The sequence below is a fragment of the Brachybacterium vulturis genome, assembly GCF_002407185.1.
Classification (GTDB): Bacteria; Actinomycetota; Actinomycetes; order Actinomycetales; family Dermabacteraceae; genus Brachybacterium; species Brachybacterium vulturis.
Window position 1 is genome coordinate 191,792 of record NZ_CP023563.1, and the last position, 23,862, is coordinate 215,653.

At 72.9% G+C, this 23,862-nt stretch carries 23 protein-coding genes and 1 tRNA gene; 14 read left to right on the forward strand and 10 right to left on the reverse strand.

Annotated elements, in window-relative coordinates; genetic code table 11:
* Positions 1-6: 6 nt before the first annotated feature.
* Both CFK38_RS00845 and CFK38_RS00850 read right to left on the reverse strand, forming a co-directional pair.
* A complete protein-coding gene (locus tag CFK38_RS00845; protein WP_245851171.1) occupies positions 7-801 on the reverse strand; it encodes a hypothetical protein in 795 nt (264 codons plus the stop codon).
* 28 nt (positions 802-829) lie between these two features.
* A complete protein-coding gene (locus CFK38_RS00850) occupies positions 830-2,038 on the reverse strand; it encodes an NAD(P)/FAD-dependent oxidoreductase (RefSeq protein ID WP_096801368.1) in 1,209 nt (402 codons plus the stop codon).
* 207 nt (positions 2,039-2,245) lie between these two features.
* Here CFK38_RS00850 and CFK38_RS00855 point away from each other — a divergent pair, with 207 nt between their 5' ends.
* Complete coding sequence (locus CFK38_RS00855) at positions 2,246-3,748, forward strand: glutamate-cysteine ligase family protein (protein WP_096801369.1); 1,503 nt, start codon at positions 2,246-2,248, stop codon at positions 3,746-3,748.
* Between the two features lie 131 nt (positions 3,749-3,879).
* Positions 3,880-4,899 (forward strand): bile acid:sodium symporter family protein, encoded by a 1,020-nt coding sequence (locus tag CFK38_RS00860; RefSeq protein WP_096804151.1) that lies wholly within the window; start codon positions 3,880-3,882, stop codon positions 4,897-4,899.
* 89 nt (positions 4,900-4,988) lie between these two features.
* On the opposite strand, the gene rraA is transcribed toward CFK38_RS00860, so the two are convergent.
* Positions 4,989-5,471, reverse strand: a complete 483-nt coding sequence (gene rraA / locus CFK38_RS00865; RefSeq protein WP_096801370.1) for a ribonuclease E activity regulator RraA — start codon at positions 5,469-5,471, stop codon at positions 4,989-4,991.
* A gap of 61 nt (positions 5,472-5,532) precedes the next feature.
* A complete protein-coding gene (locus tag CFK38_RS00870; RefSeq protein WP_096801371.1) occupies positions 5,533-7,326 on the reverse strand; it encodes a BCCT family transporter in 1,794 nt (597 codons plus the stop codon).
* 244 nt (positions 7,327-7,570) lie between these two features.
* Here CFK38_RS00870 and CFK38_RS17700 point away from each other — a divergent pair, with 244 nt between their 5' ends.
* Positions 7,571-8,260 (forward strand): DUF4352 domain-containing protein, encoded by a 690-nt coding sequence (locus CFK38_RS17700; RefSeq protein WP_157773295.1) that lies wholly within the window; start codon positions 7,571-7,573, stop codon positions 8,258-8,260.
* Positions 8,261-8,546: 286 nt separating this feature from the next.
* Here the strand turns inward: CFK38_RS17700 and CFK38_RS00880 are convergent, their stop codons facing one another.
* Entirely contained in the window at positions 8,547-9,368 is an 822-nt protein-coding gene (locus CFK38_RS00880; RefSeq protein ID WP_096801373.1) for a hypothetical protein, read from the reverse strand.
* 115 nt (positions 9,369-9,483) lie between these two features.
* Here CFK38_RS00880 and CFK38_RS00885 point away from each other — a divergent pair, with 115 nt between their 5' ends.
* The 6 genes from CFK38_RS00885 to CFK38_RS00910 all read left to right on the forward strand — a co-directional run bounded on the left by CFK38_RS00885 (position 9,484) and on the right by CFK38_RS00910 (position 16,260).
* Positions 9,484-10,005 carry a hypothetical protein gene (locus CFK38_RS00885; protein WP_096801374.1) on the forward strand — a complete coding sequence of 174 codons (522 nt, stop codon included), beginning with the start codon at positions 9,484-9,486 and terminating at the stop codon, positions 10,003-10,005.
* Between the two features lie 70 nt (positions 10,006-10,075).
* The gene (gene hrpB / locus CFK38_RS00890; RefSeq protein ID WP_096801375.1) at positions 10,076-12,697 is read left to right on the forward strand and encodes an ATP-dependent helicase HrpB; all 2,622 of its coding nucleotides are present in this window, start codon (positions 10,076-10,078) and stop codon (positions 12,695-12,697) included.
* 52 nt (positions 12,698-12,749) lie between these two features.
* A complete protein-coding gene (locus tag CFK38_RS00895) occupies positions 12,750-13,217 on the forward strand; it encodes a DUF3817 domain-containing protein (protein WP_096801376.1) in 468 nt (155 codons plus the stop codon).
* A gap of 129 nt (positions 13,218-13,346) precedes the next feature.
* Entirely contained in the window at positions 13,347-14,567 is a 1,221-nt protein-coding gene (gene rlmC / locus CFK38_RS00900; RefSeq protein WP_096801377.1) for a 23S rRNA (uracil(747)-C(5))-methyltransferase RlmC, read from the forward strand.
* On the forward strand, positions 14,564-15,277 hold the full coding sequence (locus CFK38_RS00905; RefSeq protein ID WP_096801378.1) for an SRPBCC domain-containing protein: 714 nt from the start codon (positions 14,564-14,566) through the stop codon (positions 15,275-15,277). The genes rlmC and CFK38_RS00905 overlap by 4 nt, the downstream gene beginning before the upstream one ends.
* Entirely contained in the window at positions 15,274-16,260 is a 987-nt protein-coding gene (locus tag CFK38_RS00910; protein ID WP_096801379.1) for an asparaginase, read from the forward strand. The genes CFK38_RS00905 and CFK38_RS00910 overlap by 4 nt, the downstream gene beginning before the upstream one ends.
* A 10-nt stretch (positions 16,261-16,270) precedes the next feature.
* Here the strand turns inward: CFK38_RS00910 and CFK38_RS00915 are convergent, their stop codons facing one another.
* Positions 16,271-16,693: a VOC family protein gene (locus tag CFK38_RS00915; RefSeq protein ID WP_096801380.1), complete on the reverse strand. Its 423-nt coding sequence runs from the start codon at positions 16,691-16,693 to the stop codon at positions 16,271-16,273.
* A gap of 208 nt (positions 16,694-16,901) precedes the next feature.
* On the opposite strand from CFK38_RS00915, the gene CFK38_RS00920 reads away from it, so the two are divergent.
* Positions 16,902-17,816 (forward strand): sulfurtransferase, encoded by a 915-nt coding sequence (locus tag CFK38_RS00920; RefSeq protein ID WP_096801381.1) that lies wholly within the window; start codon positions 16,902-16,904, stop codon positions 17,814-17,816.
* A gap of 26 nt (positions 17,817-17,842) precedes the next feature.
* A complete protein-coding gene (locus CFK38_RS00925) occupies positions 17,843-18,295 on the forward strand; it encodes a SufE family protein (protein ID WP_096804152.1) in 453 nt (150 codons plus the stop codon).
* An 88-nt stretch (positions 18,296-18,383) separates the two neighbouring features.
* Here the strand turns inward: CFK38_RS00925 and CFK38_RS17335 are convergent, their stop codons facing one another.
* A complete protein-coding gene (locus CFK38_RS17335) occupies positions 18,384-19,217 on the reverse strand; it encodes a hypothetical protein (RefSeq protein WP_096801382.1) in 834 nt (277 codons plus the stop codon).
* A gap of 112 nt (positions 19,218-19,329) precedes the next feature.
* Here CFK38_RS17335 and CFK38_RS00935 point away from each other — a divergent pair, with 112 nt between their 5' ends.
* Entirely contained in the window at positions 19,330-20,688 is a 1,359-nt protein-coding gene (locus CFK38_RS00935; RefSeq protein WP_096801383.1) for a M20/M25/M40 family metallo-hydrolase, read from the forward strand.
* Between the two features lie 26 nt (positions 20,689-20,714).
* Here CFK38_RS00935 and CFK38_RS00940 read toward each other — a convergent pair whose 3' ends face one another.
* Entirely contained in the window at positions 20,715-21,392 is a 678-nt protein-coding gene (locus CFK38_RS00940; RefSeq protein WP_096801384.1) for a TetR/AcrR family transcriptional regulator, read from the reverse strand.
* A gap of 68 nt (positions 21,393-21,460) precedes the next feature.
* Here CFK38_RS00940 and CFK38_RS00945 point away from each other — a divergent pair, with 68 nt between their 5' ends.
* Complete coding sequence (locus tag CFK38_RS00945) at positions 21,461-22,312, forward strand: hypothetical protein (protein ID WP_096801385.1); 852 nt, start codon at positions 21,461-21,463, stop codon at positions 22,310-22,312.
* Between the two features lie 118 nt (positions 22,313-22,430).
* A complete protein-coding gene (locus tag CFK38_RS00950; protein WP_096801386.1) occupies positions 22,431-22,712 on the forward strand; it encodes an HPr family phosphocarrier protein in 282 nt (93 codons plus the stop codon).
* Positions 22,713-22,815: 103 nt separating this feature from the next.
* Here the strand turns inward: CFK38_RS00950 and CFK38_RS00955 are convergent.
* Both CFK38_RS00955 and CFK38_RS00960 read right to left on the reverse strand, forming a co-directional pair.
* Positions 22,816-22,901, reverse strand: a tRNA-Ser gene (locus CFK38_RS00955).
* Positions 22,902-22,965: 64 nt separating this feature from the next.
* Positions 22,966-23,826, reverse strand: a complete 861-nt coding sequence (locus tag CFK38_RS00960; protein ID WP_096801387.1) for a universal stress protein — start codon at positions 23,824-23,826, stop codon at positions 22,966-22,968.
* Positions 23,827-23,862: the final 36 nt, after the last annotated feature.

The window sequence follows — 23,862 nt, forward strand, 5'->3', positions numbered from 1 at the left end:
CGGGGCTCAGCTGTCGCAGAGGACGATCACGCGGCCTCGCTCGCGCCAGAGGACATGCATCTCGAGCGGGTCGCCGGGCACGTCGACCTCCATCAGATCCACGCGGGCGCCGACGGGCGCGCTGCGCAGATCGGCGACGGCGAGCGTTCCTTCCGGCAGATCGGTCAGACCGGAGGTGGCCGGATCCTGCAGCGGGATCTCGGCGCTCTCATCGGGTTCGGCCATGCCCAGCAGTGCGGCGAAGAGGTGCTGATCCATCAGCTGCTCGGCCGCGTCGGCGCGCGAGCCCTCGGACTCGTCATCGGCCGGGCCGCGCTCGGCGAGCGCGTCCAGCGTCGTCTCCAGGGCGTCGGCGAAGCGCTCGAGGTAGGCGGCGAGGTCGTCGGCGGCGAGCTGCAGGGCGAGATCCTCACCGATGCCGTACACGGCTCCGGGGGTGCCGTCCTCGTCCAGCGCCAGGACCACGGCCGCCTCCGGGGTCTCGTACAGCGGGTAGTAGCTGGTCGCGGGGCCCAGCAGGGTGTACGGGCCCACGTCGGTGCGGTCCTCGATCTGGAGGGTCAGCATGGTCAGCCCGCGCACCTCGATGCCGCCGAGCTCATCGCCGATCTGCTCCAGGGCGGGCGGTGGATCGGCCGCCACCTCCTCCTCGGTGACGGCGAGGCCCGGGATCAGTGTCGAGTCCTCCTCATGGGTGTTCACCAGCGAGGCGAGACGGTCCAGGACCGGTCGCACGGAGGCCAGCGGCAGCACCTCGGCCTCGGTGGGCCAGGGCAGGGAGTTGTTCATCGGCGTGCTCACGCGCCCAGTCTGTCACGGGCCCGCGCGCTCAGCCCGGTGCGATCTGCCCGTCGAGCTCCTCGGGGGTGAGCTGCCCGTTCTGGGAGGCGGCGATGACCTCCCGCGCCCGGTCCACGGAGTCCCAGGTGTTCCACAGCAGCACGCCCTCGACCCTGCCGTCCTCGAGGTAGTGGACGACGGCGGCGATGCGGTCCTGGTTCCACACCTCGCGCATCTCCATGGAGGCATCCAGGCGGCCGACGGCCTCGTAGCCGTCATCGAAGAGGTCGGAGAAGAACAGCGGCGTGTACTCGTACGCCTCCTCGGCGCCGGCCATGTTCTTCCCGGCCGCGGCACCGGAGGCCTGGGCGTGGTCGACGTGCTCGACATGACGCAGGCCCAGCAGGGGGTCGTCGAACAGGGCCACGTCCCCGGCGGCGTAGACGTCCGGGGCACTGGTGCGCAGGTAGGGGTCCACGACCACGGCACCGAGGTCGAGGTCCAGGCCCCCGTGCTCGGCCAGGTTCGTGTTCAGCTCGGCGCCGAGGCCGAGCACGGCGGCGTCGGCGTGCAGCGACTCCGCCGCGCCGGAGTGCAGCACCAGCTCGTCCCCGGTGTCGATCCCCAGCAGCCGGAACCCGGGCACCACGGTGATGCCGTGCTCGGAGAAGGTCTGCTCGAGATGCCCGGTGATCGAGGCGGGGAACATGTGCTCGAGCAGATGCTGCCCGGCATGGGCCAGCGTCACCTGGGCGCCGGTGCGGGTCAGCGCCGCGGCGATCTCGGTGCCGATGTAGCCGCCGCCGACCACGACGATCCTGGCGCCGTCCTTCGCCAGCCCGCGCAGGTGGCGGTAGTCGCCGACGGTCCGCAGGCAGACGACCCGGTCGTCGTGGACGTCCGGGACGTGACGGGCGGAGGAGCCGGTGGCCAGCAGAGCCTTCTTGTAGTGGGTGAGCTGTCCGCGGGCGGTGACCACGCTGTGCGAATGGGGCAGCAGCTCGGTGACCAGGGTGGAGGTGAACAGCGTCGCGCCGGTCTCCTCCGCGGTGTGGAGTTCCTGGCTCTCGGGATCCGGGTCCTCGCCGGTCCAGAGGTCCTTGGACAGCGCAGGCCGGTAGACCGGGCTGTGCGGATCGGCCGAGAGGATCGCGATGGTGGCGTCCGGCTCCGCGGTGCGGATCGCCCGGGCAGCGGAATCGGCGGCGACACCGCCCCCGATGATCACGTGATCGTAACGGGCTTCGAGGTTCGTCATCGCAGGCTCCTTCACCGACCGGATGGTCCCTCCACACTATTCCCGGGCGCTCATCAGGGCAACGTCCCGGAATCCGCAGGGGCCGGGACCGCTCCAGGAAGCGCACGGGGACCCGCCGCGGGGTCCGGTCAGCGGCTGTCGGTGCGCACGGGTGCCGCTGCCGTGCTTGGATGAGCGTTCCCCGCCCCGTCAGCCCCGGAGGTCCTCATGGGACGCGAGATCGGCAGCACCGAGTACACCCGCTCCCAGCGCACGCGCTACCGCCGGGAGCTGCGGCGCAACCTCGACCTCTTCGAGTCCTTCCTGGACACGGCCGAGTTCGTGAACGAGGGGACCGTGGGCGTCGAGCTCGAGATGAACCTCGCCCGGACCGACACGATGGCGCCGGCGCTGATCTCCGACCTGGTGCTCGAGGACCTGGACGACGAGGACTACGTCCACGAGATCGGCCGCTTCAACATCGAGGCGAACCTGCCGGTCACCCACCCCCAGGGCAGAGGTCTGCGGGAGCTCGAGCAGGAGCTGGCCGAGAAGATCGACCGCGCCGATGTCGCCGCTCGCGCCCGGGGCGCCCGGGTCATCCCCGTCGGCCATCTGCCCACGATCACCGAGGAGCTCTTCGCGGACGACGAGTGGCGCGCTCCCGGCGCCCGGTACGAGGCGCTCGAGCGGACCGTCCTGGAAGCACGCGGGGAGGAGATCGCCCTGCGGATCGAGGGCGAGGGGAAGGGCCGCGGCCTGGACGTCACCTTCGACTCCATCGCGCCGGAATCCGCCTGCACCTCGATGCAGCTGCACCTGCAGGTCCCGCCCGAGCAGTTCGCCGACGCCTGGAACGCCGCCCAGGCGATCGCCGGCCCGCAGGTGGCGCTGGCCGCGAACTCTCCGTTCCTGCTGGGCAAGCGGCTGTGGCACGAGACCCGCATCCCCACCTTCGTGCAGGCGCTGGACACCCGGCCACCGGAGTACGAGGCCCAGGGCGTGCGCCCCCGGGTGTGGTTCGGCGAGCGCTGGATCACCTCGATGTTCGACCTCTTCGAGGAGAACGTGCGCCTGTTCCCGGCGCTGATCCCCGAGCTGCGGGAGATGGCCGAGGAGCCGCTGCTCACCGAGGGCTCCTCCCCCCGCCTGCACGAGCTGATGCTCCACAACGGCACCGTGTGGCGCTGGAACCGGCCGATCTACGATCCCGGCGTGGACGTCCCGCACCTGCGGCTGGAGAACCGCCTGCTGCCGGCGGGGCCGACGCCCGCGGACATGGCCGCCAACGCCGCCTTCTTCTACGGGATCCTCCACTCGCTGGTCCACGAGCGACGCCCGCTGTGGTCGCGGATGAGCTTCGAGCAGGCCGCTGAGGCCTTCCAGCAGTGCGCCCGCTGGGGCCTGGAGGCCCGGGTGCGCTGGCCCAGGGTGGGCCGGGTGCGGGTCGCGGACCTGCTGCGGGAACAGCTGATCCCGCAGGCCATGGACGGGCTGCGGCACCTCGGGGCGCACCCCGATGTGGTCGAGCACTACAGCGGGATCCTCTCCGAGCGCGCCCGTACCGGCCGCAACGGCGCCCGCTGGCAGATCGACACGGTCACCTCGCTCGAGGTGCGCGGCGCGAACCGTCCCGAGGCGCTGGCACAGATGACCCGGCTCTACCGCGCCGCGGTGGACACCGGGCATCCGGTCCATGCCTGGCCGGTCCCGGCGCGACAGCGGAACTGAGCGCCCCACGCCCCACCCCGCCCCCGCGCTCGGTGCCCCGTCGGCGCTCCGGCACCCCGAGTCACGGATCACAGCGCGACCAGCGGTCCACATCGTGGGATGTCGTCTCATGAGGCGGTACGATGCGGCGCATGACCTCCTCATCGCCCGCTCCCACGACGGAGGACGCCGCTGCCTCCTCCGGCGCCCCGTCCCCGTCGCCCCTGTCCCCCGAGGACCGCTCCGCCCGCATCGCGGTGACCGTCTTCCCGGTGCTGATCCTCGCCGCCGCCGTCTTCGCCTTCTTCGTCCCCTCCGCGGGCCAGGCCCTCGCCCCGTTCACGGCGATCTTCCTCGGCATCATCATGTTCGCGATGGGTCTGACCCTCACCGTGCCGGACTTCGCCCTGGTGGCCCGGCGTCCGCTGCCGGTGCTGATCGGTGTGGTCGCCCAGTACCTGCTCATGCCGCTGATCGGCCTCGGCATCGCCCTGCTGCTGCAGCTGCCTGCGGAGCTCGCCGTCGGCGTCATCCTGGTGGGCAGCGCCCCGGGCGGCACCAGCTCGAACGTCATCGCCTACCTGGCCAAGGCGGATACCGCCCTGTCGGTGACGATGACCTCGATCTCCACCCTGCTCGCCCCGCTGCTCACCCCGCTGCTGACCCTGTGGCTGGCCGGCTCCTACCTGCCGGTGGATGCGGGCGCGATGGCGATGTCGATCGTGAAGATGGTGCTCATCCCGGTCATCGGCGGCCTCGTGGTGCGGCTGCTGCTGAGCAGGCTCGTGGACAGGGTGCTGCCGGCCCTGCCGTGGGTCAGCGTCGCCGGCATCTCGCTGGTGATCATCGCCGTGGTCAGCGGCTCCACCGAGGCGATCGTCTCCGCCGGCGCGATCGTGCTGCTCGCCGTGGTGCTCCACAACGGCGCGGGCTACCTGCTCGGCTACTGGGCCGCTCGCCTGCTCCGCCAGGGCGAGCGCGCCGCCCGCACCACCTCCATCGAGGTCGGCATGCAGAACTCGGGCCTGGCCGCGACCCTCGCCGCCGGCGCCTTCGCCCCGGCCGCCGCCCTGCCCGCCGCGGTCTTCTCGATCTGGCACAACCTCTCCGGGGCCATGCTGGCGACCTACTACCGCCGCAGCGCCGAGAAGCACCAGGACGACGCCTCCTGAGCCGACTCCGCGCGCTCACGACGGGCCGATGCCCCGCATCCGCGGGCATCGGCCCGTCGCGCTCCCTGCGCAGAGGGGCCGCCCGGGGGTCAGCCGGCCGACGGGAGGACGACGATGCCGTCCTCGTCGCTGACGAGGAGCGCCCCCGGGGTGAAGACGGCGCCGCCGAAGCCGACCGGGACGTCACGCTCGCCCAGACCGTGCTTGTGGGAGCGGCGCGGGTTCGTGCCGAGCGCCTTGATGCCGAGGTCGAGCTGGGCCAGGGCCGCGCTGTCACGGACCGCGCCATGGACCACCAGTCCTGCCCAGCCGCTCTCCAGCGCGGTCGCCGCCATGCGGTCGCCGAGCAGCGCGCAGTGCAGCGAGCCGTTCCCGTCCACCACGAGCACCCGATCGCGACCGGGCTCTCGGACGATCTCCTTGAGCAGGGAGTTGTCCTCGTGGCTGCGGACGGTGACGATCTCCCCGCGGAAGCGACGGCGCGCACCGAACTGGCGGAACTGGGTGTCGCAGGTCATCAGGGCCTCACCATGCTCGTCGTGCAGGTCGGTGGTGGCGGTGACGTCGGTCATCGGGTTCCTTTCGGGAGGAGGACGGCTCGTCGCATGACCCGCACGGTCAGGCCGGTCGGGTCTACAGCGTCCGTCCGTCCTCCGGCAGCTCGGCCTTCCCGCTGCCCGTGCGCGAGGGCAGGGTGCCGTGCTCCGGCTGGAAGTCCAGGTCGATGTCCGCGATCTCCTCGTAGGGATCGGTGAGCACCGGCACCTCGGACGTGAAGGTCGGCTCGACGACATAGTCGTCGGTGTCGTACTCCCCGTCCTCCTCGCGCCGCTCGTACTCCTCCGGCGGCAGCACCTGGGCCCATTCGCGGGTACGGATCGGAGGCAGCTCACCGGCGTCCTCCTTCAACGCCCGCAGCAGGGCGTACATCTGGAACCAGCCCATGACGAAGAACGGCAGTCCCACCAGGATGATCGTGGATTGCAGCGCGGTCAGCCCGTCTGCGCCGGAGAAGACCAGCAGGGCCGCGGTGACCAGCGCGATCGCCACGCCCCAGAAGATGCGCTGCCCGAGCGGGTTGTAGTCCTCGTGCCCGTTGGCCATCGAGTCGGTGACCAGGGCGGCGGAGTCCACCGAGGTGACGAAGAAGATGATCACCAGGATGATCGCGACCACCGAGATGAAGAACGAGGCCGGATAGTGCTCGAGGAAGGCGAACAGGGCCCCGGGGATATCGCCCTCGCCCACCACCCGATCGACCAGTCCGCCCTCGCCGTTGAGCTCGATGTTGAAGCTCGAGTAGCCGAAGATGCCGAACCAGATCACGGAGAAGCCCGAGGGGATGGCGAGCACGCCGGCGACGAACTGGCGGATGGTGCGGCCGCGCGAGATGCGGGCGATGAAGATGCCCACGAACGGCGACCAGGTGATCGTCCAGGCCCAGTAGAAGACGGTCCAGGTGTTCTGCCATCCGGTGTTCGCGAAGGTGTCGTTCCACAGGGCGAGCTCGGGCAGGTTCACCAGGTAGCTGCCGAAGGACTCGATGGTCCCCTTGAGCACGAACAGGGTGGCCCCGCCGGCGAACAGCACGAAGATCAGCATCAGCACGGCGACCACGATGTTGAAGTTCGAGAGCACCTTGATGCCCTTGTCCAGGCCCAGGGACACCGAGATCAGCGCCAGCCCGCAGACCACACCGATGATGATGAGGTTCCATCCGGCGTTCTCCGGGATGCCGAACAGCTGGTTGAGGCCGCCGTTGATCTGCAGGGTGCCCAGACCCACCGAGACGGCGATGCCGAAGACGGTGCCGATGATGGCGATGATGTCGATCGTCTTGCCGATCGGCCCGTGGATGCCCTCGCCCAGCAGCGGCTGGAAGATCGAGCTGACGCGCGGCGGCAGGTTCCGCTTGTGGATGAAGTAGGCGAAGCACAGCGCCGGCAGGGTGAAGATCGTCCAGGTGTGCAGTGTGAAGTGGTAGTACGTGAAGTTCATGGCGTCACGTGCGGCGTCCATGGTGCCGGCCTCGATGCCGAGCTCGGCGGCGCGCGGCGGATCACCGAAGTGGCTGACCGGCTCGGCGACGCCCCAGAACATCAGGATCGAACCGATGCCGGCCGCGAAGAGCATCGCGAACCAGGCACCGCCGGAGTGCTCCGGCGGCTCGTCGTCCGGTCCCAGCTTCACGCGGCCGAAACGGCCGATCGCGATGAAGATCAGGAAGCCCAGGAAGACGGTGACGCCGAGGATGTAGAACCATCCCAGGTTCGTCAGCAACCAGTCCGAGGCGGCGGTGGTGGCCTTGTTCAGCGGATCGGTGAAGGCGATCGTCCCGACCACGAAGGCGATGATGATCGCCGCCGAGCCGAAGAAGATCACCGGTGAGGTGCGCAATCGCAATGCATCGTGCAGTCTGTTCAGCAAGTTTCTCGACTCCTCGTGTGCTCGGAGTGCAAGCACGTCGTCGTCCGCAGGCGGGCCCGAACCGGTCCCCGTGACCGAGCATAATTCCGACACCGGCAGGAATTCACAAGTTCTCCGCTTCATCGTCCGGGAATTCCCTTCCCCGGACGGCCGTTCCGCGCTGATGGGGAGTCCTCCCCATCGCGTCGTGGACAACTGACCGATAGCGTGATCCCGACAGATCGGCGTCGACGCGGAAGAGATCATGAGCACCCCCTACGGAATGCCCCCCGAGGCCCCCCAGCCTCCTGCGACCCCTCGGAAGAGCCGCACGGGCCTGTACGTCGGGATCGCCTGCGGGTGCCTGCTGCTGATCGCCGTGGTGATCGCCGTGGCCGGGGCGGGACTGTGGATGTTCTCCCGCGACAGCGGCGAGGACGGCCCCACCACCGGCCCCTCCACCAGCGAGTCCTCGACCGAGGTCCCTTCCGACGAGCCGACGGAGGAGCCCACCGAGGAGCCGACGGATGAGGTGACGGAGGACCCCACCGACGAGCCGACGGACGAGCCCACAGAGGCCCCCTCGGACGACTCGACGAACATGGCCCATTTCGAGGCCGAGGCCTCCGCCCCCGAGGAGGGCACCACGCTCGACACCGGGAGCGAGACCATGACCTCGGCGAACGGCAAGTACATCGGGGTCAAAGTGCTCCTCACGAACACCGGGGACCGCGGGATCGCCCTGGACCTGGACCGCTTCACCTTCCTCGACGTCGACGGCACCGAGTACCAGCTCATGCACGGCGTCTTCTCCACCATCGGGCCGATCGAGCCGGGTGAGGAGGCGAGCGCAGAGCTGTACGCCGACGTCCCGGAGGATGCGGAGCTCGAAGCGGTCACCTACAACCCCGCGTCCGGGCCCGGTGGGCAGTCGGTCTCGATCCCTGTGGGCTGATCCGACCAACCGGTCAGGCCTACCGGATCCGCTGGTCGTCGGCACGACCCACGCTCGAACGGCCGGGCGCTCAGGGAAAGACCAGCCTCACCACAGGGGTCTTTCCGGGAGCTGTCGTCTACTGGATCCAACGCGTCACCGGAGGACCCGCCGACTGAGGAGGAAGCGGGCTCCACATATCCGGGGCGCGGGGGAAAGGGATGGCCCCGGCTCGTGGGGACGAGCCGGGGCACTTTCCTGTGCAGGGTCGGGCCCTGCCCGGTCGGGCTCGCGCCGCGGCCTTCGCTCAGCGCCGCAGGTCGATCCCGAACACCCGCCGGATCTGCGCCACCGCGTGCCGGGTGAAGCGCCGGTCCGAGGGGGTCGAGGCGAAGGGCAGCACCAGCCCCGGATGATCCGGATGACTGACCCGGCCGTGCGTGGCCCCAGGGGTGACGACGAATCCCTCCGCCTCCATGCGGCCCAGCAGCTCGCGGCGCGAGGTGGGATGCCGGGTCCCCCGCCCGCCGCGCGCGCTGGGCCCTGCGGCCTCCTCGGCGATGTCCAAGGCCGGCTCGTACTCCGCCGGCCGCACCGACAGCGCGTAGCGGGTGGAGAACAGGCCGATCACGGCGTTGTCCGACCGACGCACCTGCACCACCGCCTCCGCACGCAGGAAGTGGTCGCTGGCGCCGGCATCCGCGGTCCAGGCATCCTCCGGATCGGCGACCGTCTGCACGATCTGCTCCGCGGACAGGCCGTGGACCCCGACGGTGCGGATGTCCTCGTCCTCGATCCGCAGCGGCCGCGGCAGCGGGCGCGGATCCGCAGCGCTCAGCGAGTGCACCGCGCCGACCGGAGGGGCCGGCACCGGGCGCGGCAGCTCGACGGTGCGGGCCCGGGTCCGGGGACGCTTGGCCGCCGGGGACCGGGCCGGCAGCGCGGCCGCTCCGTCACCACGTCCGGGCTCCGCCCCGGCCGGAGAGCCGGGTTCCGCAGCCGGCCGTCCTGCCCCCGCGCTCCAGTCGACGGGTCGCACCCGGCGGGCGGGATCGGTGCTCCCGCCCAGCGCCCGGGGAGTCGGCCGTGGCAGGCCCGGCCGGCCTGCGCCGTCGTCAGCACGCGCCATGGTCCGCCTCCCGTCGCGCTCCGCGGCATCTGAGATGCTCTGTCCCCCAGATGGTGGCATGCCGGAGCAGTCCGCTAGCGTGTCGCCGTCGACATCTCCTGCCGTGAGGATCCGCGTGTCTGCTCGCACCGCCCCCGTCCGCCCCTCCGTCGCCCGCCTCATCGCAGCCCTGTTCGCCCTGACCCTGCTCGCGGCCGGCTGCGGGGAGAGCACGCCGGGTCCCGAGCAGACGTCCGCGAGCTCTGCCGCGTCCGACGGCGGCGGTGCGGCCACGGACGGCGCCTCCGACGGGGGCGGGAAGACCGCCGCCGCGGTGCCCCAGGAGAAGTACGCCGTCACCCCGGCGCCCGAGGGCTTCACCCCGCCGGAGCCGTGCTCGGGCGAGGGCGCCTATCTCGCGGAGGTCGGCGGCACCGCCACCCCCGAGCTGCCCGAGCGTGCCGGCGAGACCCTCACGATCACGGCCGAGAGCATCGAGGGCGCGGACGCGCAGCTGACCGCCACCCTCGGCGACGCCAGCTCCCGCCCGCTCGAGGTCATCACCCTCGGGGAGACCGTGACCATCGATCTGTGGACCCTCTCCGTCACCAGCGTCTGTGAGGAGACCCAGCAGGTCGAGTTCGACCTCATCGACTGACGTCCGGACGGCAGGGCGTGCCCGAGGTCGATTCCCCGGGCCGCGCCGCGCGGCGCGGCATGATGGGTGGATGCCCGCTCCGCAGTCCACTCCGCGCTCCGCCCCGCATCGCTTCGACCTCGACGTCATCGGTGCCGGGCTGCCCGTCGGGGCGGCCCGGACCGAGCTGGAGGCTGCCGCGCGCCGCGGCGCACTGGTGGTCACGGCGCCGCCCGGCACCGGCAAGACCACCCTGGTGCCGCCGCTGGTGGCGAACCTCGCCGACGGCCTCACCCTGGTCACCCAGCCGCGCCGGGTCGCGGTCCGTGCCGCCGCCCGTCGCCTCGCCCAGCTGGATCGGACCCCGCTCGGCGGACCGGTCGGCTTCACCGTGCGCGGGCAGCGGGAGGTCGGCACCGCAACCCGGCTGGAGATGCTCACCCCGGGCGTCCTGCTGCGCCGCCTGCTCGCCGATCCGGAGCTGCCCGGGGTCGCCGCGGTGGTGCTGGACGAGGTCCACGAACGGTCCCTGGAGACGGACCTGCTGCTGGGGATGCTCGCCGAGGCCCGGCAGCTGCGCGAGGATCTGCTGGTCGGAGCGATGTCGGCGACGCTCGATGCGGCGGCCGTGGCGGCCGTGCTGGACGGCGCCGCGATCGTGGAGGTCCCCAGCGCCCTGCACCCGCTGAGCATCGACCACGCCCCCTCCACCGCCCCCCGCCTCGACGTCCGCGGCATCACCCGCGAGTATCTCGACCACCTGGCCCGCACCGCCGCCCGGGCGCAGCGCGCGCAGGGCAGCGATGCCCTGGTCTTCCTGCCCGGCGCCCGTGAGGTCGACGCGGTGGTCTCGCGCCTGCAGGAGCTGGTCGGCGACGAGGTGGAGGTGCTCGCCCTGCACGGCAGGCTGCCCGCCGCGCAGCAGGACCGTGCCACCGGCGGCCGGCGCCCCGGCGAGAGACCCCGGATCGTGGTCTCCACCGCGCTCGCGGAGAGCTCCCTCACCGTGCCCGGGGTGCACCTGGTCGTCGACGCGGGGCTCTCCCGTCAGGTGCGCCGGGACCGGGCCCGGGACATGTCGGGCCTGGTCACCGTCAGCGCCTCCCGGGCCGCGGCCGAGCAGCGGGCCGGTCGCGCCGCCCGCCAGGGGCCCGGCCAGGCGGTGCGGGTGTTCTCGGAGGCGGAGCTGGCAGGGATGCCCGCGCAGTCCCCGCCGGAGATCACCGCCACCGACCTCACCGACGCCGCCCTGTGGCTGGCCTGCTGGGGCACCCCGCGCGGGGACGGGCTGCCGCTGCTCACCCCGCCGCCGCGCGCCGAGATCATCGCCGCCGAGCAGACCCTGCAGGCCCTGGGTCTGGTGGACGAGGAGGGCCGGCCCACTCCGTCGGGCACCCGCGTGGCCCGCCTGCCGGTGGGGGTCCGGGAGGCTCGCGCCCTGCTCGACGGAGCACGACGGCTGCCGGGCCGGGAGGCGGCGCGCACGGCCGCCGAGGTGGTCGCGGCGGTCTCGGACGATCACCGGCCGGCCGGGGCGGATCTCCCCCGCCTGCTGCAGGACCTGCGCTCGGGCCGCGCCCCGGGGGCGGAGCGGTGGCGGCGCGAACGGGACCGGCTCACCCGCATCGCCCGGAGCGCGCCCGTCACCTCCCAGGCGGGACCTGCCCGCCCGCGGCCGCCGGCAGCACCGGAGGCACCGGATGCCGCGCACGAGGCGGGCATCGTGCTCGCCCTCGCCCGCCCCGAGCGGATCGCCCGCCGCACCGAAGCCGGGTCCCGCTCCTACCTGCTCGCCTCCGGCACCCGCGCCGCGCTGCCCGAGGGCAGTGCGCTGGCGTCCGCCCCCTGGCTGGTGGTGTGGGAGGTGCAACGGGCCGCAGGGCGTGCGGCCGACGGCACCGGGGCGGTGATCCGCGCCGCCGCCCCGCTGACCGAGCAGGACGCCCTGCTCCTCGGTGCCGGGCTGCTGCTCGAGGAGCGCACCGCTCTCCTGGAGAACGGCACGGTGCGCGCCCGGCAGCGGCGTGCCCTCGGCGCGATCGAGCTGTCCTCGACGCCGGTGGCCGCGACCGCCCGCGACACCGTGCCGGCCGTGCTGGCCGCGGTGCGGGCCCGAGGGCTCGACGCACTGCCCGACGATCCCGGGGCCGCGGCGCTGCGGGCCCGGCTCGCGCTGATCCACCGTGAGCTCGGCGACCCCTGGCCCGCCATGGACGAGGCCTCGCTGCTCGCGGACCTCGAGACCTGGCTGGCCCCGCAGCTGTCGGCCCGCACCACGAAGCTCTCCGCAATCGACCTGAAGGGCGGTCTGCGTCACCTGCTGCCCTGGCCGGAGGCGTCCGAGCTGGCGGGACTGGCCCCGGAGCGGCTCGCCGTGCCCTCGGGCGGCACCGCCCGCATCGACTACCCCGCACCCGACGCGGAGGACGGCCGTCCGGTGGTCTCGGTGAAGCTGCAGGAGGTGTTCGGCCTCGCCGAGACCCCCCGCCTGGTGCGCGGCCGGGTGCCGGTGCTGTTCCATCTGCTCTCGCCGGCCCGTCGGCCGCTCGCCGTCACCGATGACCTGCGCTCCTTCTGGGACGGCCCCTACCAGGAGGTGCGCAAGGAGATGCGCGGCCGGTACCCGAAGCATCCCTGGCCGGAGGATCCGTGGACCGCTCCGGCCACCGCCCGCACCACGCGGGGAGCTCGGCACAGCACGCGGCGCGGGTGACCCTGCTCGCGGCACCCAGCGCACATCGAGCCGCACCTGGCACCATCAGGGCATGCATCTGCTCTCCACCCCGTCCCGTCTGTACCGAGTGCTGGCCCTCGCCGAAGTGGTCACCTGGACCCTCCTGCTGGGCGGCATGTTCGTGAAGTACGTGCTGCAGTCCACCGAGCTGCTGGTGCGGATCGGCGGTGGTCTGCACGGCTTCACCTTCCTCTCCTACGTGGTGGTGACGGTGCTGGTCGCGGTCGATCAGCGCTGGCGGCTGAAGGACCTGCTGCTGGGGATCGGCTCCGCGGTGATCCCGTACCTCACAGTGCCCTTCGAACGTTCGGCGCACCGCCGCGGCCTGCTCGGTGAGACCTGGCGGCTGCGCGCGGAGCAGGGCCGCACGGCCCCGCAGCGCCTCGTGTCCCTCGCACTGCGCCATCCGCTCCCGGCGGCCCTGATCGCGATCGTCGGCGTCGCGATCGTGTTCTCGATCCTGCTCTCGCTGGGCCCGCCCACCGAGTGGTTCGACTGAGGCGAGCACCCCTTCACGACCGGGTCGAGCCGCGGCCTCTGTCGAGGACGTCCGGCCACGTCTCCTGACCCGTCCGTGACGGCAGCCGAGGGGTCCGACAGCCGACCCCGCCGCCCGTAGACTCCTTCCGTGCGCTGCCCTCATTTCGACTCCGGCGCGTGCAGGTCCTGCACGCTGCTGGACCTCCCGCGCCCGCGGCAGCTCGCCGAGGGACGGGCCCGGGTCGAGCAGCTGGTGGCCCCCTTCCTCGCCCCCGGCACGCAGTGGGATCCGCCGATCGTCGGTCCCGAGGCGGGGTTCCGCGCCCGGGGGAAGATGGCGGTGGGCGGCACCGCTCAGGCACCGGTGCTGACCCTGCCGGGGCAGTCCGCGGGCACGGACCTGTGCGACTGCCCGCTGTACCCGCCGGGCGTCGAGGAGGTCCTGGGCGGTGCGAAGGAGCTGATCCGACGCGCGCAGGTGCCGCCCTACGACGTCGCGAGGCGTCGCGGGGAGATCAAGAACGTGCTGGTCACCGCCTCGCCCGACGGGGAGCATCTGCTGCGGCTGGTGCTGCGCAGCGAGCGCGCGCTGGAGCGGATCCGCGAGCACCTGCCCGCGCTGCTGGACGCCCACCCGTCCGTCGTCGCGGTCACCGCGAACATCCACCCCGACCACACCACCGCGGTCGAGGGCGAGCAGGAGATCCACCTCGCCGGCGCCGCCTCGATCGCGATCCGCACCGGGGACGTCACCCTGTTCTCCCGCCCGCAGTCCTTCCTGCAGACGAACACCGAGGTCGCCGGGCAGCTCTACCGCCAGGCCGCGAGCTGGGTGCGCGAGATCGCGGAGGAGCACGGCGACGCAGGGCCCGCCGGTGCCCCGCGGATCTGGGACCTGTACTGCGGGCTCGGCGGCTTCGCCCTCCACGTGGCGCGTGCCGTCCCCCGCGCCCGCGTCACCGGGGTCGAGGTCTCCGCGCAGGCGATCGACGGTGCCCGCGAGGCCGCTGCGGCGGCGGGGATCGGGTCGGCGACCTTCCTCGCGGACGACGCCACCCGCTGGGCGGTCGACGCGGCGGCCGGTGCGGACGGCCCGCCCGACCTGGTCGTGGTCAATCCGCCCCGGCGCGGTCTGGGCACTGAGCTCGCCGGCTGGCTGGAGCGCTCCGGGGTGGCCGATGTGATCTACTCCAGCTGCCACCCGACCACCCTCGCCGCCGATCTCGCGGCGATGCCCTCGCTGCGCGTGGTCGCCGGCCGCTACGTGGACATGTTCCCGCACACCGCGCACGCCGAGGTGATCGTGCGTCTGCGCCGCACCGACCTGGCACAGTGGGGCCCGACCCCCGTCTTCGAAGGAGCCCCATGACCGCGAGCCCGACCAGCCAGCTCACCGACGTCACCCGCACCGTCACTCCCACGTCGGGGGGCCATGTCGTGGCCCTCTCCCAGCCCTTCGCGGTGCATCCCGAGGAGCTGTGGTCCGCGCTGACCATCGGCTCCCACCTGGAGCTGTGGTTCGGGCGGGCCAGCGGCGAGGTGGTCGAGGGCGGCCGCTACGAGCTGCCCGACATGGAGACCAGCGGTACCGTGCTCGCCGTCGAGGAGCCCCGCCGGCTGCTGCTGACCTGGGAGTTCGGCAAGAGCAGGAACCAGATGGAGCTGCTGGTCGAGTCCGTCGCGCCCGAGCAGCCGACGGTCCCGGCCTCGGAAGCCGCCGCCGGGTCCGACGCCGCCGCCCAGCCGGTCGCCACCACCTCGCAGGTCGCCACCCGCTTCACCCTGCGCCACACCGTCCCGGCCGACGCCCACTGGCAGGCCTTCGGCCCGGCCGCGACCGGTTGCGGCTGGGATGCGGCGCTGTACGGGCTGGCCCTGCACCTCGCGGACCCGGCGGCCGATCAGCTGCCGCGGCTGAGCCGTTTCGCCGCCTCGCCCGAGGGCGCAGAGTTCACCCGCGCCACCGCGGACGCCTGGTTCCAGGCGCACGTCGCCTCCGGAGCGGACAAGAAGCCGGCCCGCAAGGCGTCGGTGCGCACCGCGGCGTTCTACCTCGGCGAGGAGCCGGAGCTGTCGTGAGCAGGAGGGTCGCGCTGCTGTCGCTCGGCGGCACCATCAACATGACCCAGGACGCCTCCGGCGGCAACGCCCGTCCCGACGACGGCGTCGGCGAGCACCTGCTGGTCGCCGTCGACGGGGCCCGGATCGACGCGCACCCGCTGGCGAACGTCTCCTCCTCGGACGTGCGCCCCCACCACCTCTCCGCAGTGCTCGCCAGCGCCCGGGCCGCGGTCGACGAGGGCGCCGACGGGGTGGTGCTCACCCACGGCACGGACACCCTCGAGGAGACCGCGTTCCTGCTGGAGCGCTACTGGGACCGGGAGGCGCCGCTGGTGGTCACCGGCGCGATGCGACCGGCCAGCGACCTCGGGGCCGATGGGCCGGCGAACCTGCGCGACGCGGTGCGTGCGGCGACGGCGTCCTCTGCCCGGGGGCTCGGCGTGCTGGTGGTCCTGGACGGCCACGCCCACCTCGCCGACCAGGTCACCAAGGCCTCCTCCCGGTCGGTCTCCGCCTTCGCCTCGGCCCCCTCGGGACCGTTGGCGATCATCGAGCAGGACGATCTGCGCCTGCTGCACCGCCCGCTGTCCCGCACCGCGCGGCTCCCGGGCTCCCCGCCGGACCACTTCCCGGCCGTGCCCGTGCTCGCCGCGGGGCTCGACGAGGACCTCGCGCTCCTGGACCACATCCCGCCGGAGCAGCTGGCAGGGCTCGTCATCGCGGGGGTCGGGATGGGGCACGTCTCCCCCGCCGCGATGCCCCGGCTGCGGCGTCTGCTGGAGGGCGGGATCCCCGTCGTCGTCGCCTCCCGCACCTGGTACGGCGGGACCTCCACCCACCATTACGCCTATCCCGGCTCCGAGGTGGACCTGCTGGACGCCGGCGCCGTCATGGCCGGTCTCCTCCCGCCGGCGAAGGCGCGCCTGCTGCTGCAGACGCTGCTCGCCGACGGTGCGGACCCGGACCGGATCCGCGAGGCCTTCGGGGCCTTCGCCTCGTAGCACGGGCCGTTCAGACGGAGCGGCAGAGGCAGAACGGGTGGCCGGCGGGGTCGAGATAGACGCGGAAGCTGCCCGAGCCCGAGGGCTGGTGCTCATGGACCACCGCCCCCAGGGCCAGTGCCCGCGGCTCGGCCGCCTCGATGTCGGAGACGGCGAGGTCGAGATGGAACTGCTGGGGATGGGTGCCGCCCGGCCAGGTGGGGCGCTGGTAGTCGTCGATCCGCTGGAAGGCGAGGGAGGCCTGCCCGTCGGGCTCCTCAGCCGAGACCCTGCCGCGCGGCGGGAGCAGCTCGGCCCAGTCCGAGTCGCTGCCCTCCTGAACGCGCCAGCCCAGGAGCTTGGCGTAGAAGGTCGCGAGCTGCAGCGCGTCGGGGCAGTCCAGGACGATGACATCGAGGACGGGGAGGGCGGGTTCCTGCTCGAGGTTCTCCATGACCCCACCGTAGGAGTCGACAGCCGTCCGGCGGAAGAGGCGCGACGGGCACGGCCCGGGCGGCGGGTCCCGGTGCGGCCGCCCCCGACGATCCCGGACCACCGAGGTGATGTCCGCCCTCGGCGGAGCCTCCGGGACGCCACGGCACCGCCCGCAGTGACAGACTGGAGGTACACCCGTGCGCCATCGACCGTCGAAAGGTGAACTGATGACCGTTCCTGCTGATCCGACCCCCGCCCTGCAGGAGTACGCCCGGCCGGAGAAGCTGGTGAGCACGCAGTGGCTCGCCGATCAGCTCGCCGCCGGCCGCCCCGAGGGCCTGGTCGTCGTCGAGTCCGACGAGGACGTGCTGCTGTACGAGACCGGCCACATCCCCGGCGCGGTGAAGATCGACTGGCACCTGGACCTCAACGATCCGGTCACCCGCGACTACGTCGACGGCGCCGGCTTCGCCACGCTCATGGACGCCTCCGGCATTTCCCGCGAGACCACCGTGGTGATCTACGGCGACAAGTCGAACTGGTGGGCCGCCTACGCGCTGTGGGTCTTCGAGCTGTTCGGCCACCAGGACGTGCGCCTGCTCGACGGCGGCCGCGCCGCCTGGCAGGCCGAGGGCCGCGAGCTGACCACCTCCGAGCAGGGCAAGCCCGCCCCCACCACCGGCTACCCGGTCGTGGAGCGCCAGGACGCCCCGATCCGCGCCTACCGCGAGGACGTGCTGGACTTCCTCGGCGGGCCGCTGATCGACGTGCGCTCCCCGCAGGAGTACACCGGCGAGCGCACCCACATGCCGGACTACCCGCAGGAGGGCACCGTGCGCGGCGGGCACATCCCCACCGCCCGCTCCGTGCCGTGGGCCCGCGCCGCCGCCGAGGACGGCCGGTTCAGGACGCGCGCCGAGCTGGAGCAGATCTACCAGTCCGAGCTCGGCTTCGACGCCGCCACGGCGACGGTCGTGTACTGCCGCATCGGCGAGCGCTCGGCCCACACCTGGTTCGTGCTCACCCACCTGCTGGGCTTCACGGACGTGCGCAACTACGACGGCTCCTGGACCGAATGGGGCAACGGCGTGCGCCTGCCGATCGCGCAGGGCACCGAGCCGGGTGAGGTCCCCGTCCGATGAACGACAGCGCGATGAACGAGCGCACGATGAGCGACAGCACCGCCCTGCCCGGGGCCTTCGCCGAGATCGCGGACGACTTCCACGCCCTGTCCGGTCGGGACCGGCTGCAGCTGCTGCTGGACTTCTCGAACGATCTGCCGGCCCTGCCCGAGCGCTATGCCGACCATCCCGAGCTGCTCGAGCCGGTGCCCGAGTGCCAGTCCCCGATCTTCCTGATCACGGAGGTCCAGGGCACGGGCCGGGAGGCGACGGCACGGCTGTTCTTCTCGGCCCCGCCGGAGGCGCCGACCACGCGCGGCTTCGCCTCGATCCTCGCCGAGGCGCTCGATGGCCGCACCGTCGGCGAGGTGCTGGACACCCCCGAGTCGGTCACCGGCGCGCTGGGATTGGCCGAGGTGGTCAGTCCGCTGCGGCTGAACGGCATGGCCGGGATGCTGGTCCGGATCAAGCGGCAGCTCGCGGAGAAGTCCGCGCCCTGACCTCACCCTGACGTCCGGGCGGCGACGGCGCTCCACCGCGAAGCGGTGAGCCGCCCCGCGTTCTCCCGGTGCCGCGCCCGCGCCCAGCTCAGGTCCGTGGCGGGGTGCGCGGCGGGGTGCGGGTGCTCCCGTACCGCTCGTACGCCCTCTCCGCCCCGCTGCGCAGCGCGCCGAAGGCGGCACGGCCGGCCTCGGACTGCGCGAACTCGAAGGCCGACCGGGCCCGTCGGCCGAGGTCAGCGCGCTCCTCGGCGGTGGCGTGCGCGTCCCCGGGGCCGCCGGCGGGCGAGGCGAAGCCCTCATCGGCCTCCCCCCGCACCACCCGCTCGTGGCGGTCCCGGGCCACCGTCAGCTCGAGCGGCACCCGCACCTGGCGCACCAGCGCCGCCCGCACCTCCTCCCGGATCCGTCGCGCCTGCGCCTCGAGATGCTCTTCGAGCCCCTCCGCACCGTCATCGAGCGCGTGCGCCCGGCACAGCAGATAGGACGCGAGGTCGGAGGCGACCTCGGGGGAGAGCCCGTAGGCGTCGGAGGAACCCCGCGCATCCCGCAGCTCCACCGCGTCATCGCGCTCGAGCGGACTGGGGGCGATGTCGACCGCGCTGAGCACGTCCTCGACGAAGGCCTGGAAGCTCGCCTCCCCGGGGACGTCGGCGCGGCGCAGCTCGGCCCGGCTGGCGTCCGCCGGCGGCAGCGGCACCCGGGTCACGCCCTCGCGCGCGAACTCGTCCTGCGCGGCGCGCCGCAGCAGGCGGCGGGCGGCGCGCTCCAGATGGCCGGCGTCCGCGTCGCGCGGGATCTCGGGGGCCACGGCCCGGGCATCGGCGATCACCGACGCGCGCAGCGTCGAGGTCTCGGCGCGCCGGCGCACCGTGGACGGGAGCGCGGCGAGCCGCTCTCGGAGCGTGAAGATCTGCACCACGGGTGCACCTCCTGCGGGAGCGGGCTGGTCCTCCCCATCGTACGGACGCCGACGGCGGGTGGCCACGGCGCCGAGTACGGTGAGACCCCCGAACCACCAGGAGGACCCCGGCATGCCGATCGCCGCCCCCACCGCCGATGAGCTCGCCGTGCTGCAGGACGAGGCCGTCCGCTTCACCCGCGAGCTGATCCGCATCGACACCACCAACTTCGGCGGGAACGATCCCGCCACCTGGGGCAGGGGCGAGGCGGAGGCGGCGGATCACGTGGTCGCCCTGCTGCGCGAGGTGGGGCTGGAGCCGACGGTGATCGAGTCCCATCCGGGCCGTCCCAGCGTGATGGTGCGGATCCCCGGTGAGGACCGCTCCCGCGGCGGCCTGATCCTCCACGGCCACCTGGACGTGGTCCCCGCCCGGGCCGAGGACTGGTCCGTGGATCCCTTCGGCGCCGAGATCATCGACGGCATGATCCACGGCCGCGGCGCCGTGGACATGAAGGACATGGTGGGCATGATCCTGGCGGTGGCCCGGCATCTCGCGCGCACCGGGCAGGCCCCGCCCCGCGACCTGATGTTCGCCTTCTTCGCCGACGAGGAGAACGGCAGCGTCTGGGGCGCCCAGTGGCTGGTCGAGAACCACCCCGAGGTGTTCGACGGCATGACCGAGGCGATCAGCGAGGTGGGCGGCTACTCGATCACCCTGCCGGAGCAGGGCACCGGCCAGGACGTGCGCGCCTACCTGATCCAGACCGCCGAGAAGGGCCTGGCCTGGGGGAGGCTGCGCGCCCACGGCCGGGCCGGCCATGGCTCGGTCCCCAACGACGAGAACGCGATCGTGCGCCTGGCCCGGGCGATCGCCGCGATCGACGCCCACGACTTCCCGATCGAGTACATCGCCAGCGTGCGGGCGCTGTTCGACGGGATCACCGAGATCACCGGCACCGGCTGGGACGAGCAGGACATCGAGTCCTTCCTGCCGCTGACGGGCGGAGCCCGCCACTTCGTCTCCGGAACGCTGCGCGACTCGGCGAACCTCACCATGGTCTCCGGCGGCTACAAGGTGAACGTCATCCCACAGACCGCGGAGGCCGGCTTCGACTGCCGCTTCCTCCCCGGCCACCAGGAGGAGGTGCTCGCGCTGCTGGACGAGCTCAGCGGCGAGCACGTCGAGCTGATCATCGATCACGTGGGCGTCTCGGTCGACTCCCCGCGCGAGTCGCCGCTGGTCGAGGCGATGACTGCGGCGGTCCAGGCGGAGGACCCGGGCTCGAAGGTGCTGCCCTACTGCCTCAGCGCCGGGACCGACAACAAGCCGCTGAGCGCCCTGGGCATCACCGGCTACGGCTTCGCGCCGCTGCAGCTGCCGGCCGACCTCGACTTCGCGCCGCTGTTCCACGGCGTCGACGAGCGGGTGCCGGTGGATGCCGTGCGCTTCGGCGCCCGGGTGCTGCTGCGCCTGGTGGGCGAGGCCTGAGCCGGCGGAGCGGCTGCTGGACCGGGTCAGCTCTCCTCGTCGGCCGTGACCTGCCGGCAGATCTCCAGCAGCTCCGCGGCGCCGGTCGGCGCCCCCGGCTCCAGACCCGTGTACCAGCTCGGGGCGATGGCCAGGATCGAGTCGAGCAGGCCGGTGGCGTCCGGCACTCCGCCGTCCGCGGCCGCCTGCTCCGTGGTCACCAGCCAGTGCTCGCACAGAGCCAGGCTGCCGCCGACGATGGCGCGGCGGGCGTCCTCGGTCCGCAGATGCTCGGGCACCGCGTCCCCGAGGCGGTCGGTCGCCTCGGCGTGCAGCTCGGTCATGGTGTCGACGAGGACCAGGTAGGTGCGGCGGGAGAACTTCCAGTCCAGCGCACCGCGCAGGAAGGTGTGGTGCCGTTCGACGTACGCCACCAGCATCCCGAAGCCGAACCGCACCCGCTCCTGGACGGTCCGGCCATCCCGGGCGCAGGCGGTGCTGCGTTCGTGGGCGTGGTCGAACATCTGCGTCAGCATCGCCCCCATCAGGTCGTCGAGGCCCGAGAAATGGCTGTAGAACGCGGCACGGCTGACGCCGGCGCGCTTGGCCAGGGCGTTGACGGTCACCTCGCCGTCGGAGACGGTGAGGGCGCGGGCGGCAGCGAAGATCGCCGCCCTGGTCCGTGCAGGTCGGGGATCCTCGGCGCGCTCACTCGTGCTGGGCATCTCCTCATCCTAGCCTCGCCGCCGCCCGGGACCCCCTCGACCCTCGTGCGGTGCGGCACGATGGGGGCATGGACTTCTTTCTGCCCGGGGTGTCCGGCCGTGGCCGTCCGCAGGACCATCCGCTGCTCGATGCCCTGCGGGGGCAGACCGTCGTCCACACCCAGGTCGCCTCACGCGGCACCAGGACCGTGACGGCGCGCGGCTGGGTGCTGCGCTCCCGGATCCAGGAGCTCGAGGGGCCGTCGATCGCGGACGGCGGGGCCAGGGCCGTCGGCCTGCGCGATCCGCGCGTGGTCGGCGCCTCGGTCCAGCACGCCGAGATGCTCGAGGGGCTCCTCACCCTCAGCCTGCGCAGCGCGCAGGGGCCGTTACGGCTCACCACCGTCCCGCGCTGGCGGCTGGAGGGCCCACGCCGTGCCCTGCTGCAGGTCGAGGAGAAGGGGGAGCTCAGCGAGCGGCCTCCCGGGCCACCGCTGTACGCGACCCCCGAGGCGCTGGCCGAGCACGCCGCCTCCTCCCGCAGCGGCATCGAAGAGCGCCTGCTCGCGCTGGGGCGCCGGCAGTGGCTGCATCCGGGGGACGTCGTGAGGGTGCTGGAGAATGCGGGAGCGCTCGACGCCGCGGAGTTCGAGCGGCGCGGACCGCTGCTGCTGGCGCGGCTGCTCGCCCGCGGCGAGATCCGCGCCGGGTTCGTCACCGCCGGGCGGTTCACGGCCTGGGACCTGCCACCGGCGGACGTCGTCGAGCACATCGGCGCCACCTGGGCCGCGATCGGCGGGCGCACACCGGGTCCCGACATGATCGCCTGGTTCGAGCTGACCGAGGCGGGCAGGGCGGCCGTCGGGTCCCGCGGTGTCCGGGCCGCCGCACCGGGGATGTCCGGGTACGACTCCCCCGGCGTGGTCGGCGGATCCCGATGAGGACTCGCCGACGGGAGCGCCGGGCGGGCACCGGTGGCCTCGTCGCCGGTGGGCAGATGTCCGTCAGGGCGTGCGCGCGGATACCCTGGGAGGGACCACGTCGAGAAAGGCGCTAGAGATGCCAGCACGTACCGTGAAGGTCGCGAGCTCCAGCGGCCTCCATGCCCGCCCCGCCGCGATCTTCTCCCAGGCGGCCAGCGAGCAGCCCGTCGCCGTCACGATCGAGACCGCGGAGGCGGCACCGGTGAGGGCCTCCAGCATCCTCATGCTGCTGACCCTGGACGTCGGTCATGGTGACGAGGTGACGCTGCGCGCCGAAGGAGAGGGTGCCGAGGCAGCCCTCGACCTGCTCGCCTCCCTGCTCCAGAGCAACCTCGATGAGGAGTTCCAGAACAGCTGAGCCCGGTGCCGGCTCTGCTCCACCCCTGCGCCCCGCACGCATGAAGGCTCCCACCGGATCCGGTGGGAGCCTTCATCGACCTGGCATCTCCCCAGGTCACGAGCGGTAGCGGCGGGATTTGAACCCGCGGTGGCTATGAACCACACATCATTTCGAGTGATGCACCTTCGGCCGCTCGGACACGCTACCGTCGCACAGCCTAACCGCCGCGACCTCACCCGTTCAAACTCTCCGACTGCGGACGCGAGTCACGTCACTCGCGCTTGGCCGGGCGGACCACCGCGACGTTCCCCGTGGCGTGCAGGACGACTGCGTGCGCGGTCGACCCGAAGGCGCCCCGGCTCAGCCCGCGATGCCCGATCACCAACATGCGCGCCCCGGTGGCCGCGCTCAGCATCCCCTCGGCGACCGTGCGGTCCTCGATCATCCGCGCCTGGACCTCGAGCCCCTCGTGCCGGGCGGCCGCCCGGGCGGCCCCCTCCTCGAGCACCCCCCGCGAACGGCTCCCGGCGCGCCACACCTCGGCGCCGCCCGACGAGGGCGCATGCGACCCCGACCGCACATGGATCACGCGCAGCACGGCGGCCCAGGCCGCTGCGAGATCAGCCGCCTCGTCGACCGCCTCGCCGGCAGCCTCGGAGCCGTCGTACGCAGCGAGCACCGGGCCCGCCCGGTGCTGATCGGAGCGGATCACGGCCACCGGACAGCCCGCGTCGTGGAGGATCCCGCGGCTGACGGACCCCAGCAGCGTCCCCATCACGGCACCGAGGCCGCGCGTGCCGACGACCAGCAGGTCGGTGCGCTCGGAGATCTCCTCGAGCGCCTCCCGCGGCATCCCCTGGAGCAGCTCCGCCGTGACCGTCACCTCGGGGAACCGCAGGGCGATGCGCTCGGCGGCATCATCGAGGAGCCTCATGGCCTGATTGCGCGGCCCTGTCGGGTCGAGCACCGGGATCCCCGTCACGCCCTGTCCGAGCAGGGGCCAGGTCCAGGCGTGGACGAGGTGCAGCCCGGACTGCGTGCTCCGGGCGAGATCCGCGGCCCAGTGGACGGCCGCCATCGATGCGGTGGTGTCGTCGTAACCCACCACGATGTCCTGACCGGTGAATCCCATGGTGCACACCTCCCCGTGAGGCCGGGAACGGATCCT

Bases quoted from the DNA above. Each gene is read 5' to 3' on its own strand.
- CFK38_RS00905 (WP_096801378.1), top strand. From the start codon at position 14,564: ATGACCGCGAGCCCGACCAGCCAGCTCACCGACGTCACCCGCACCGTC.
- CFK38_RS00935 (WP_096801383.1), top strand. From the start codon at position 19,330: ATGCCGATCGCCGCCCCCACCGCCGATGAGCTCGCCGTGCTGCAGGAC.
- CFK38_RS00895 (WP_096801376.1), top strand. From the start codon at position 12,750: ATGCATCTGCTCTCCACCCCGTCCCGTCTGTACCGAGTGCTGGCCCTC.
- CFK38_RS00950 (WP_096801386.1), top strand. From the start codon at position 22,431: ATGCCAGCACGTACCGTGAAGGTCGCGAGCTCCAGCGGCCTCCATGCC.
- CFK38_RS00960 (WP_096801387.1), bottom strand. From the start codon at position 23,826: ATGGGATTCACCGGTCAGGACATCGTGGTGGGTTACGACGACACCACC.
- CFK38_RS00925 (WP_096804152.1), top strand. From the start codon at position 17,843: ATGAGCGACAGCACCGCCCTGCCCGGGGCCTTCGCCGAGATCGCGGAC.
- CFK38_RS00945 (WP_096801385.1), top strand. From the start codon at position 21,461: ATGGACTTCTTTCTGCCCGGGGTGTCCGGCCGTGGCCGTCCGCAGGAC.
- CFK38_RS00915 (WP_096801380.1), bottom strand. From the start codon at position 16,693: ATGGAGAACCTCGAGCAGGAACCCGCCCTCCCCGTCCTCGATGTCATC.
- CFK38_RS00855 (WP_096801369.1), top strand. From the start codon at position 2,246: ATGGGACGCGAGATCGGCAGCACCGAGTACACCCGCTCCCAGCGCACG.
- hrpB (WP_096801375.1), top strand. From the start codon at position 10,076: ATGCCCGCTCCGCAGTCCACTCCGCGCTCCGCCCCGCATCGCTTCGAC.
- CFK38_RS17700 (WP_157773295.1), top strand. From the start codon at position 7,571: ATGAGCACCCCCTACGGAATGCCCCCCGAGGCCCCCCAGCCTCCTGCG.
- CFK38_RS00860 (WP_096804151.1), top strand. From the start codon at position 3,880: ATGACCTCCTCATCGCCCGCTCCCACGACGGAGGACGCCGCTGCCTCC.
- CFK38_RS00880 (WP_096801373.1), bottom strand. From the start codon at position 9,368: ATGGCGCGTGCTGACGACGGCGCAGGCCGGCCGGGCCTGCCACGGCCG.
- CFK38_RS00940 (WP_096801384.1), bottom strand. From the start codon at position 21,392: ATGCCCAGCACGAGTGAGCGCGCCGAGGATCCCCGACCTGCACGGACC.
- CFK38_RS00920 (WP_096801381.1), top strand. From the start codon at position 16,902: ATGACCGTTCCTGCTGATCCGACCCCCGCCCTGCAGGAGTACGCCCGG.
- rraA (WP_096801370.1), bottom strand. From the start codon at position 5,471: ATGACCGACGTCACCGCCACCACCGACCTGCACGACGAGCATGGTGAG.
- CFK38_RS00850 (WP_096801368.1), bottom strand. From the start codon at position 2,038: ATGACGAACCTCGAAGCCCGTTACGATCACGTGATCATCGGGGGCGGT.